Raw genomic sequence first — 10,335 nt, 5'->3', positions numbered from 1 at the left:
TGATCAGCCTGCGGACCGTGAGGCGCGCGCCGTGGCGGCTTGCGGCGCCGGCTAGCGCGCGGGCGTTGCCGGCGCGGGCAGCGCGACGCTGCCAAACTCGGCCGAGCGGGTGCCCGGCACCGGATGGTTGCTGGCACCGTGGTACGCGAAGGCGACCGACAGCTTGACCGCTTCGGAAACGTTCCGGCCCGCGCTGTGATATAGCCGGCTGTCGAACAGCAGCACATCGCCGCGCTCCAGGGCCAGCGGCCGCACGCCTTGCAGCATGGCCTGGCTGGCCGGATGCGACTCGACCAGGAACTCCGCCGCATCGAGCTGGCCGGGTTCGAGCGCGACCGTATGCGAGCCGGGAATCACGCGCAGCACGCCGTTGCTCTCATCCTCCCGGCCCAGCGCCAGCCATACCGTCACCAGCTCCGGCCTGGCAAACGACCAGTAACGGGTATCGCGATGCCAGCCGGTCTGGCTGCCGTAGTGCGGATGCTTGGTCATCACGCAGTTGTGGTGGGCCAGGGTCAGGCGCACCGGTTCGCCGAGCAAGGTCGCCACCACCTGCGTCACGGCGGGGTCAGCTGCCCATGCCCGGAATGCGTCGTCGCGCCCATAGGCCTGGCGCAAGCGCCGCACCGTGGCGCCTCCGGCGGCGTCGCGGCTCGCGGGCGCGCCGGGATAGCCCAGCTCGGCCTCATATTCGACCGGCGCCGCTGCCGCGGCCAGTTGCTCGCGCGCGACCTGCTCGAGCTGGTCGCAGACCGCGGGCGGGGCAAAGCCGCGCAGCACGATATAGCCGTCGGCGTGAAAGGCGCGGTTGAGTTCGTTCAAGTCTGCGGCGCTCGGGGCGATGGCCGTAGGGGTGGCCAAAGCGGTGGAAACCGTGGAAGCCGTGGAAGCCACTTGAGAAGCGGCACCCGGCGGGACAGCAAGCGGGGAGTTCATTGCAGCGGATGAAGGGTTGGGCAGGGCCGACAGCTTCGATAATGCCAGAAGCCGGGCGAATCGGCGCGTCCCGCATGTGTTGCACGCCCATTGCACGCCCATTGCACGCCCATTGCATGCCCGCTGCGTGCGCAAACAGACTGTTGCCGCGTGCATGCGCGCCGCTACAATGGCCGGGTCCTCCTTCCGACCCGCAGGCTTCACGTGACAGCTCGCCCACGCATCGTCGCATCGCTCTCCGAGGCGGAAGCCCAGCTCGGCCGCATCGTCCTGGGCAAGCCCCGGCAGATCCGGCTGGCGCTGGCTTGCATGCTGGCGCGCGGCCATCTGCTGCTGGAGGACTTGCCCGGCGTTGGCAAGACCACGCTCGCACACGCGCTGGCGCGCACGCTAGGGCTGCAGTTCCAGCGCGTGCAATTCACCAGCGACCTGTTGCCGGCGGACCTGATCGGCGTCTCGGTCTTCATGCGCGACAGCGCGGAATTCCGCTTCCACCGCGGCCCGGTGTTCGCGCAGGTGGTACTGGCCGACGAGATCAACCGCGCCACCCCCAAGACGCAGAGCGCCTTGCTGGAGGCGATGGCGGAGGGACAAGTCACCCACGACGGCGTCACCCACGTCTTGCCCTCCCCGTTCTTCGTCATCGCCACGCAGAATCCGCTGGATCAGATCGGCACGCACGCCTTGCCCGAATCCCAGCTGGACCGCTTCACCATGCGCCTGTCGCTGGGTTATCCCGATCCGGCCTTCGAGCGTGTGCTCTACCTCGGCGGGGCAGCCGCGGGGGCCGGCACGCCCGTGATGGACGGCGAACAGGTGGCGGCGCTGCAGCAGGCCGCGGCCCAGGTCTATGCCGGCCCGGCGCTGGTGGACTACGCCCTGGCCCTGGTGCAGGCCACGCGCGCGCACTCCGCCTTTGCCGCCGGGCTATCGCCGCGCGCAGGCCTGGCGTTGCTGGCCTGCGCGCGCGCCTGGGCGCTGCTGCACCAGCGCGATAGCGTGCTGCCCGAAGACGTGCAGGCGGTCTTCATGCCGGTGGCAGGCCACCGGCTGCTGCCATCCGGCGCAGCCGGCGGTGGCCAGGAGGCGCTTACCCGCCTGCTGGCCGGCGTGGCCATTCCCTGACGCCCGATGTCGCGCAGCCGGCCGTTTTCCTCGCCGGGCACGGCATCCAAGGCCGCGCCTGGCCCCCGGCGGCAGGCGTGGACGTCGCCACCCTGGCTGCAGCGCCGGCGCGCACCCCGGCAAGGCGTGGTAACGCTGGACCGCCGCCACCTGTACATCCTGCCCACCCGGGCCGGCCTGGGTTTCGCGGTCTTGCTGATGGCCATGCTGCTGACCTCGCTGAACTACAACATCAGCCTGGGCTTCGCCCTGACCTTCCTGCTCGGCGGCATCGGCATGGCCTGCATGTGGCAGGCCTACCGCAACCTGCTCGACATGACGGTGGCCGGCGCCAGCGCCGCGCCGGCCTTTGCCGGCGAGCCGGCCGCCTTCAGCCTGCGCATTTCAGGCAGCGACGCGCCGGTGCGCATCGCCGTGGAGGCGAGCCTGCCGGCCCAGGCCGGCGCGCAGCCGGCCAGCCTGAGCTTGGCCCGCGACGCCACAGGCGAGCTGAGCTTGCACATGCCCACCAGCCAGCGCGGCTGGCTGGCGCTGCCGCGCGTCACGCTCTCGAGCCGTTTTCCGCTGGGCCTGTTCCGGGTGTGGAGCTATGCCGACCTGCCGCTGGCCGCGCTGGTCTACCCAGGGCCAGAACCTGGCGCGCCACCGCTGCCTTTTGCCGCGCAGCCCGATGACGATGGCGCAGCGTCCTTGCCCTCGGACGATGGCGCGGATCAGTTGCGGCGCTACCGCAGCGGCGATCCTATGCACCGCATCGCCTGGAAGCATAGCGCGCGCACCGGCCACTGGCTGAGCCGCACCGGCGAGGCCGGCAGCCTGCCGACCTGCTGGCTGGACTGGCAGGCCCTGCCGCAAAAGCTCGGCTCCGAGGCACGGCTATCGCGCCTGTGCGCCTGGGTGCTGGCCGCGGGCGACACCATGGAAATCGGCCTGCGGCTGCCCGGCGTGGAAATTCCGCCTGGCCGCGGCGGCGCGCATCGCCGGGCCTGCCTCGAAGCCCTGGCCCTGTGGCCGGGACGCGCCGGTCAAGCCCCGCCGCAAAGCACGCCGTGAAACTGCCACCGCGCCCCCTTGCGCATGAGGAACATGGCCTGCTGCTGGGCCAGCTGGCACTGGTGCTCGCGCCGCAAGCGCGCAGCCTGCCGGTGACCATCAGCGTCTTGTTGGTCTTGCTGCTGGCTTGGCGCTGGCTGTTGTGGCGCCAGCGCGCGCCGCTACCCTCGCGCCTGATGCTCGGGATCATCGCCGGGCTGGTGATGCTGGTGGCCACCGCGCTGGTCTGGCAGGCCGGCGGCAACATGGGGCGCGACCTGTCGGTGGCGCTGCTGGGTGCCTTCGTCGTGCTCAAGCTGCTGGAGTGCCGGGTGCTGGCCGATGCCACACTGGTGACCCAGCTTTGCTTTTACCTGCTGCTCAGCCTGTACCTGTTCGACCAGCCTTTCTGGCTGGCCTTGTACAGCCTTGCCATCGCTGCCTGGCTGCTACGCAACTGGCTGTTCCTCGGGCATCCCGAGGCGCGCGGCTTTCTGGCCGTGTGGCCGTTGCTCGGCCGCCTGACGCTGATCGGGCTGCCCTGGGCGCTCGTGCTCTTTGTCCTGTTCCCGCGCCTCGATCATCCGCTGTGGCGGCTACCGCAAGCCGAAACCGTGGCCAGCACCGGCATCAGCGACACCATGAGCCCCGGCAGCGTGAGCCGGCTGACCCAGTCGACCGAAGTCGCGCTGCGCGCCGATGTGCAAGGCGGCCCGTTGCCGGCCAGTGCCCTGTACTGGCGCGCGCTGGTGCTATGGCAGTTCGACGGCCAGACCTGGCGGCCGTCGCCGATGCGGCAGCGGAGCGCGCAGCCGGCGCCGAGTTTGCCGGCTGCCGATGACACGGCGGCGGATGATGCTGGTTCGCGCGAGGCAGCTGGCAAGGCCTCCAGCAATGGCATCGTCAACTACAGCATCACGCTGGAGCCCAACCTGCACCCCTGGCTGTTCCTGCTCGACCGTGGCCAGGCGATTGCCCTCGGCGCCGGCGCGGTGATCAATGCCGACGGGGAATTCTTCACGCGCGACCCGATCGACCAGCGCCTGCGCTACCGCGCGCGTTCAGCCCCGGCCGTGGCACAGCCGCTCGATCCGTCGACGCGGGAGCTGGCGCTGGCATTGCCGCCGGGCAATCCGCGCACCCGGGCGCTCGCCGCCGAGTGGGCGGACCAATACCCGGATCCCGCCCAGCGGGCGCAGGCCGCGTTGCGGCTGTTTGCCGCCGCGCCGTTCAGCTACACGCTCTCGCCTTCGTCGCTTGGCCATGAGCAGGTAGACAGTTTCCTGTTCGACACGCGGCGCGGCTTTTGCGAGCACTACGCCAGCAGCTTCGTCTTCCTGATGCGCGCGGCCGGCGTGCCGGCGCGGGTGGTCACCGGCTATCTCGGTGGCGAGTACAACCCGATCGGTGGCAACTACATCGTGCGGCAGGCCGACGCCCACGCATGGGCGGAGATCTGGCTAGACGGGCGCGGCTGGGTACGTGTCGATCCCACCAGCGCGGTGGCGCCAAGCCGGGTCGAGCGCGGCATCGACGCCGCGCTCGAGGCCAGTGAGATCGAAGCGCTGCGCGCGATGCGCGACCCGGGCTGGCTGCGGAACCTGCGCTGGGGCATGGACGGCATGGTCTACACCTGGCAGCGCTGGGTGTTGCAATACGATCGCGGCCAGCAGGCCCGGCTGATGCAGCAACTCGGCGTCGGCGACAGCCTGCCGCAGGTGCTGCTGGCCGGACTGGCGGCGCTAAGCCTGCTGGCGCTCGTGCCGCTCGCGCTCAAGCGCCGCCAGATCGATCCGGTACAGGCCGCCTACGCGCGCTTCTGCCGCCAGCTGGCGCGCCGCGGCTGCGTGCGCGCGCCGTCCGAAGGGCCGCAGGATTTTGCCGCCCGGGCCGCGCGCGCCCTCCCCGCTGCCGCGCAGGCCGTGCAGGATTTCAGCGATCGGTACACCCGGCTACGCTACGGGCGCCTGGCACCCGCGCAGCGCTCGACGGAGCTTGCCGGGCTGCGTCAAGCGCTGCGGCGTCTCTCCCGCCACCTCGCGCGCTGAGCAGGGCAACCGCCGAGCGACGTCATCGCCTTGACTTGTTTCAGATGATATAATTACATTTGTAATTATATCGCCGGATCGGACCTGTTGACCCGGCATCACCTGACGCCCTCCCATGTCCTTCGAAGACCGCATTGACCGCTTCTGCGCCAGCCATCCGGAAGCGCCGCGCGACCTGATCCTGGCTTCCCGGCTGCTGATGCGCACCGCACGCCTGCTGCGCAGCCACATCGATCGCGCGCTGGCGCCGTTCGAGCTGGACCTGCAGCAATACCTCGCCATCAGCCTGCTCGCCACCGACGACAGCCAGCCCAGCCTGCCGTCCGAGCTTGGCATCACGCTCGACGCCACGCGCACGCAGATGACCCGGCTGATGGACGGGCTCGAGGCCCGCGGCCTGGTGCGCCGACACGCTTCGGCGCAGGACCGCCGCAGCACCGAGCTGGTACTGACCGCCGCCGGCCACCGCATGCTGGAGCGCGCCGCGCCGGCCGTGCATGCGGCCTACGCCGAGGCCTGGAAGCCCGTGGGCGAAAGTGGCCTTGCCGCCTCCACGCGCACGCTCAACCGCATGCACCAGAACCTGCTGACGCTGGAGCCATGAAAACAGTGTCTGCCTTGCGGCCGCTGCGGCTCGGGCTGCGGTGGCTGCGCCTGCTCAGCCATCGGCAGCGCCAGACGCTGGTCATGCTGCTGCTCGCGCTGGCCACGTCGGTGGAGTTTCTCGAGAACATCATGTTCGTGTTCGCGTCGAGCCACATCGTCGGCGGCGTCGATGCCGATCCGCGCAGCTTCGCCCTGGTCCAGGCTGCGTATGCGGTGGGCAGCATGTTGATGATCCTCAAGCAGCAATGGCTGGCGCAGCGCTTTGGCTATCGCTACTACCTCACCGGCGCGTTGCTGATCTTCATGGCGGGCACGCTGGCGGCGGCCACCAGCCATTCGCTGCCGCAGCTCGTAGGGGCACGCTTTGTGCAAGGCGTGGGCGGCGGGGCACTGTTTACCAGCTGCCGCATCCTGGTCAATGTGATGTTCGCGCCGGCCGACCGGCCGCGCGCTTCGCGCATCTTCATGCTGGGGATCTTTGTCGCATCCGCGCTGGCGCCCGCCATGGCGGCGGAACTGATCGAGCGCGGCGTGTGGCAGGACGTGTTCTACGGCGTGCTGCCCTTCGCCGCGCTGGCAACGCTGGGGGCGTGGCTGCTGCTGCCGGACGCCGAGCCGCGCGAGGACGATCCCGGTCCCGCGCTGGGCCCACTCTTGCTATTCGGCGCGGCCGTGGTGACCTTGCAGGCCGCCATGACCGAGGCCCGCTTCGATATCTTCTCGCACCCACTGCGGCTGGCACTGGTCTGCGCCGTGGGCGTCGGCCTGCTGACGTGGTTTCTGTGGCAGCAATGGCACCACAGCACGCCGGTGCTCCATCTACGCGCGCTGCGCAGTCCGGTCTACCTGACCGGGTTGGCCATGTATTTTGTTTACTACCTGATCAGCAACCTGAGCAGCTACGTCTTTCCGATCTACGCCGAGCAGGCGCTCGGGCTGCCGCTGGCGACCACCGGCTGGCTCAACACCTTCGCGGCTACGGTCAGCCTCGCCGGGATCTTCGTCTACCTGCGCGTGGCCCCGCAGCTCCCGCACAAGAAGCCCCTGATGGCGGGCGGCCTGCTGCTGATGGGCGGCGCCGCATGGTGGTTTTCGTCGATGCCGCCCAACGCGGGACCGTCGGCGCTGGCGTGGGGACTGGTGGGCAAGGGCCTGTTTGGCGTGATGGTCATCATCCCGATCGCCGGCCTGACCTTCCGCTCGCTGGCCGGCGACGATTTCGCCCACGGCTACCGCAGCAAGAACCTGCTGCGCCAGATTGCCGCGTCCTTCGCATCCGCGCTCGGCGCCGTGCTTTTGCAGAACCGGCAGTTCGCCGTGCATACCAGCCTGACCAGCGCCCTTGGCCAGCACACGGCACAGACGCAGCAGTGGATGGCGACGGTCCAGGCGGCCTTGAGCGCGCGTGGGCTGGATCCCGGCCATGCCTATCAGGCCGCGCTGGCACAGCTTGCCGGCCTGGTGGATACGCAGGCCAGGCTGATTGCCTGCGAAGATCTGTATCGGCTGATCGCCGCGCTTGCTCTGACTGGGGCTGTCTTTATGCTGGCGCAACGCCGTCTCGATTGAAGCGCGCTTGCTTGCGGCAATACTGGGAGTTGGGGCCGGGGCGCGGGCAAATCTGTCTGCCGCACTGGCTGCGCTGCATTGGGCCCGGGGGCTGTCAGCGCGATGGATCTGGTTGGTGCTGTCTGGCGTGCCGGAACGTAGTTCGCTCCTGGAGCGTCGCGGCGCGCGCGGCTGTCGCCTTCCGGTAAAGCGTCGGGAAGGCTGGTTAATCAAGTCTAGTCAGAAAAGCGCCAGCTGGCGCATGCCAAAGCCGATGGTTTCTTCCACGCGCATGCGGGCGTGCGCGAGCGAGCCTTCTGCGCCGGAGTAATTGCCCGCGGCCCAGTGATAGACCACCGGCATGTCGCCGCGATCGGACAGGCGAACTTCGCCCAGTTTCTCGCCGCGCTCATTGCGGTAGAAATGCGAACGGTAGCCGCGCTCCCAGTGCGGGGCTTCGGCTTTCTTGCGCCGGCGTGGGGTGGGCGAGGCTTGCGGCAGGCGCCGCGCTCTCTCGGTACCCGTGGTCGCGGACGCGCGGGTGAAATCCAACTGCATAGACTTCCTTGTGTCATCGAGTCTGCAGGACAATTTCGCATTAATGGCCAAGGATGGTCAAGGCCTACGCGGCGTGTCCTGCGTCGCAGTCGAGATGATACCTGTTACCGCGCGTTCTGGCAGCCCTATTACACCGGAATTCGGCGTCCACTAAGGCTTGGCGGGCCGGCACGTATACCTTCGCACCGGCCCGCCCGCCATTTATGCCGCGGTTAACTCAGGGGTTAACTTCGCGGTTAACTCCGTGGTTAACCCAGGTCCAGGGGGATAAAGATCCGGGCATCGTCGCGCTGCACCAGCAGTGCCACCTGCTTGCCCGACTTTGCCACCAACGCACGCAACTGGTCCGCCGAACTGATCGGCGTACCGTTGATGGACAGGATGACGTCACCCGGCTGGATGCCTACCTTGGCTGCCGGACCGGCAACATCTTCGACCACCAGGCCGCCGTCGATCCCACTGTCGCGCCGCTCGGTCGGGCTCAGCGGGCGAACCGCCAGGCCGAGCTTGCCGCCGGCGTCATTGGCAGGATTCTTGCCAGCAACCGCCGCATCCTTGGCCGTACCAACCTTCACCGTCAGCGTCAGGGGTTCGCCTTTGCGGATCACCTTCAGCGAAGTCTGCGTGCCCGGGGCGATATCGGCCACATGCTCGGGCAAGTCGCCCGAGTGGTCGATCACGTCGTTGCCGAGTTGCACGATCACGTCGCCCGGCTTGAGGCCGGCCTTGGCGGCCGGGCTGTCCGGCTCCACCGAATTGACCAGCGCGCCGCTAGGCTTTGGCAGCCCGAAGGATTGCGCCAGGGCCTGGTTAACCTCCTGCACGCCGATACCGAGGCGGCCACGCGTGACCTTGCCATGCGCCACCAGTTGGGACTGCACCTTGGTCGCCACGTCGATCGGAATCGAGAACGACAGCCCCTGGTAACCGCCGGTCTGGCTGTAGATCTGCGAATTGATGCCGATCACCTCGCCGCGCTGGTTGAACAGCGGGCCGCCCGAGTTGCCAGGATTGACGGCAACGTCGGTCTGGATGAAGGGCACATAAGTATCGTCGGGCAAAGAGCGCGACTTCGCGCTGACGATACCGCCAGTGACGGTGTTCTCGAAACCATAAGGCGAGCCAATGGCCAGCACCGGCTCACCCACGCGCACGCGCGAGGGGTCGCCCAAGCGTACCGTCGGCAAATCCTTGGCGTCGATCTTGATCACCGCCACGTCCGTTTGCGCGTCCGCGCCAAGCACCTTGGCCTTGAATTCGCGGCGGTCGGTGAGCTTGACGGTCACCTCCTGAGCACCATCCACCACATGCGCGTTGGTCAGGATCAGGCCCTCGGGGCTGACGATAAAGCCCGAGCCGAGGCCGCGCACCAGTTGCTGCTGGCCATTCTGCGGGCCCTGAAACTGCGGGCCGAAACGCTTGAAGAACTGGAACAGGGGATCATCCGGATCCATGCCCTGCGGCACCTGTGCCGACGTGCGCTGCGCGCGTGCCGTGACACTGATATTGACCACCGCCGGACCATACTGCTCGACAATGTTCGAGAAATCGGTGGGCGCGGCCAGCGGCTGGGCCGGGGCCGTTAGGGGTGCCTGAGCGGCATATCCCGGCGTGATGACTTCCTTCTGCAGATAGGTATACCCCCCGGCAAGAGCGGCCAGGGCAGCAATACCAATAGCTGAGCGTGCAAGCGTCTGGCGAATCATGGCGTTTTCCCTTTCTTGGTTACCTCAAGCGTCCGGGCTATCTGGACGCGACAGGACCATCCTAAAGGGCGATCCTTAAACCAGACTTAAGGAAGCCTAGAGGGCGCTGTCGGGATCAAGGGGGGGAACCGCCAATGCAGGGCGGCAAGGTGTGGGAATAATGCTCAGGCAGGAGCGATGCCTGGAGCCAGGGCCATTTCCATCGCCAATTGCACGCAAAATTGCCGCTTCTGCGCGGAAGTCAACCGCTTCGCGGCTGCCTCGGCCTTTGAAGCTTCCGAGCGATTCTCGAAGCGCTGCCAGGCCAGGATCCTGACGGGCTTGCGCGATCGCGTGTATTTAGCCCCTGTTCCTGCCAGATGCTGGGCAAAACGCCGCTCCACATCCGTGGTGATGCCGGTGTAGATCGTGTTGCCCTCACATTCGAGCAGATAAAGAAACCACGGGGATTCGCCGTCGGCTGGCATTCGGACTGATTTCAAGGGCGCGCTCAGGGTAGCCGTAACAACAATTATGCTTGCTGCCATCGATTTCCGCCGCTTTCCGTCGGCGCAAAAGCAAAACCCCCCAGTACTTTCGTACTGGGGGGTTTCAAGGGAGAGCCTGGCGATTACCTACTTTCACACGGGTATCCGCACTATCATCGGCGTGGAGTCGTTTCACGGTCCTGTTCGGGATGGGAAGGGGTGGTTCCAACTCGCTATGGTCACCAGGCATAAACGGTGGCCGCGTTGAGATGTGCTCAACGCAGCGAATAGGGATGTAGTAGAGGTTGT

At 67.6% G+C, this 10,335-nt stretch carries 9 protein-coding genes and 1 rRNA gene; 5 read left to right on the top strand and 5 right to left on the bottom strand.

The window, feature by feature from the left end; all coding sequences use genetic code 11:
- Positions 1 to 51: 51 nt before the first annotated feature.
- Positions 52 to 936 carry a phytanoyl-CoA dioxygenase family protein gene (locus OR16_RS38025; RefSeq protein ID WP_043422853.1) on the bottom strand — a complete coding sequence of 295 codons (885 nt, stop codon included), beginning with the start codon at positions 934 to 936 and terminating at the stop codon, positions 52 to 54.
- Between the two features lie 204 nt (positions 937 to 1,140).
- Here OR16_RS38025 and OR16_RS38020 point away from each other — a divergent pair, with 204 nt between their 5' ends.
- From OR16_RS38020 to OR16_RS38000, 5 genes are all read left to right on the top strand, one after another.
- Positions 1,141 to 2,061, top strand: a complete 921-nt coding sequence (locus OR16_RS38020; protein WP_006164646.1) for an AAA family ATPase — start codon at positions 1,141 to 1,143, stop codon at positions 2,059 to 2,061.
- Positions 2,062 to 2,067: 6 nt separating this feature from the next.
- Complete coding sequence (locus tag OR16_RS38015) at positions 2,068 to 3,114, top strand: DUF58 domain-containing protein (RefSeq protein WP_006164645.1); 1,047 nt, start codon at positions 2,068 to 2,070, stop codon at positions 3,112 to 3,114.
- Positions 3,111 to 5,141: a transglutaminase TgpA family protein gene (locus tag OR16_RS38010; RefSeq protein WP_006164644.1), complete on the top strand. Its 2,031-nt coding sequence runs from the start codon at positions 3,111 to 3,113 to the stop codon at positions 5,139 to 5,141. The genes OR16_RS38015 and OR16_RS38010 overlap by 4 nt, the downstream gene beginning before the upstream one ends.
- Positions 5,142 to 5,256: 115 nt before the next feature.
- The gene (locus tag OR16_RS38005) at positions 5,257 to 5,745 is read left to right on the top strand and encodes a MarR family winged helix-turn-helix transcriptional regulator (RefSeq protein ID WP_006164643.1); all 489 of its coding nucleotides are present in this window, start codon (positions 5,257 to 5,259) and stop codon (positions 5,743 to 5,745) included.
- The gene (locus tag OR16_RS38000; RefSeq protein ID WP_192816490.1) at positions 5,742 to 7,316 is read left to right on the top strand and encodes an MFS transporter; all 1,575 of its coding nucleotides are present in this window, start codon (positions 5,742 to 5,744) and stop codon (positions 7,314 to 7,316) included. Before OR16_RS38005 ends, OR16_RS38000 begins: the two co-directional genes overlap by 4 nt.
- A 219-nt stretch (positions 7,317 to 7,535) precedes the next feature.
- Here OR16_RS38000 and OR16_RS37995 read toward each other — a convergent pair whose 3' ends face one another.
- The 4 genes from OR16_RS37995 to rrf all read right to left on the bottom strand — a co-directional run bounded on the left by OR16_RS37995 (position 7,536) and on the right by rrf (position 10,273).
- Positions 7,536 to 7,853: a hypothetical protein gene (locus tag OR16_RS37995; protein ID WP_006164639.1), complete on the bottom strand. Its 318-nt coding sequence runs from the start codon at positions 7,851 to 7,853 to the stop codon at positions 7,536 to 7,538.
- A 248-nt stretch (positions 7,854 to 8,101) separates the two neighbouring features.
- On the bottom strand, positions 8,102 to 9,559 hold the full coding sequence (locus OR16_RS37990) for a DegQ family serine endoprotease (protein WP_006164637.1): 1,458 nt from the start codon (positions 9,557 to 9,559) through the stop codon (positions 8,102 to 8,104).
- A 164-nt stretch (positions 9,560 to 9,723) separates the two neighbouring features.
- On the bottom strand, positions 9,724 to 10,026 hold the full coding sequence (locus tag OR16_RS37985) for a GIY-YIG nuclease family protein (RefSeq protein WP_006164635.1): 303 nt from the start codon (positions 10,024 to 10,026) through the stop codon (positions 9,724 to 9,726).
- Positions 10,027 to 10,160: 134 nt separating this feature from the next.
- A 5S ribosomal RNA gene (gene rrf / locus OR16_RS37980) occupies positions 10,161 to 10,273 on the bottom strand.
- Between the last annotated feature and the right edge of the window lie 62 nt (positions 10,274 to 10,335).

This window comes from Cupriavidus basilensis OR16 (genome assembly GCF_000243095.1).
In the GTDB taxonomy this organism is placed as follows: domain Bacteria; phylum Pseudomonadota; class Gammaproteobacteria; order Burkholderiales; family Burkholderiaceae; genus Cupriavidus; species Cupriavidus basilensis_D.
This window is presented reverse-complemented; position numbering and strand designations above follow the sequence as displayed.

Excerpts from the sequence above, each read along its gene's own strand:
- OR16_RS38025 (WP_043422853.1), bottom strand. The coding sequence starts at position 936 with ATGAACTCCCCGCTTGCTGTCCCGCCGGGTGCCGCTTCTCAAGTGGCT.
- OR16_RS38015 (WP_006164645.1), top strand. The coding sequence starts at position 2,068 with ATGTCGCGCAGCCGGCCGTTTTCCTCGCCGGGCACGGCATCCAAGGCC.
- OR16_RS38005 (WP_006164643.1), top strand. The coding sequence starts at position 5,257 with ATGTCCTTCGAAGACCGCATTGACCGCTTCTGCGCCAGCCATCCGGAA.
- OR16_RS38000 (WP_192816490.1), top strand. The coding sequence starts at position 5,742 with ATGAAAACAGTGTCTGCCTTGCGGCCGCTGCGGCTCGGGCTGCGGTGG.
- OR16_RS37995 (WP_006164639.1), bottom strand. The coding sequence starts at position 7,853 with ATGCAGTTGGATTTCACCCGCGCGTCCGCGACCACGGGTACCGAGAGA.
- OR16_RS37990 (WP_006164637.1), bottom strand. The coding sequence starts at position 9,559 with ATGATTCGCCAGACGCTTGCACGCTCAGCTATTGGTATTGCTGCCCTG.
- OR16_RS37985 (WP_006164635.1), bottom strand. The coding sequence starts at position 10,026 with ATGCCAGCCGACGGCGAATCCCCGTGGTTTCTTTATCTGCTCGAATGT.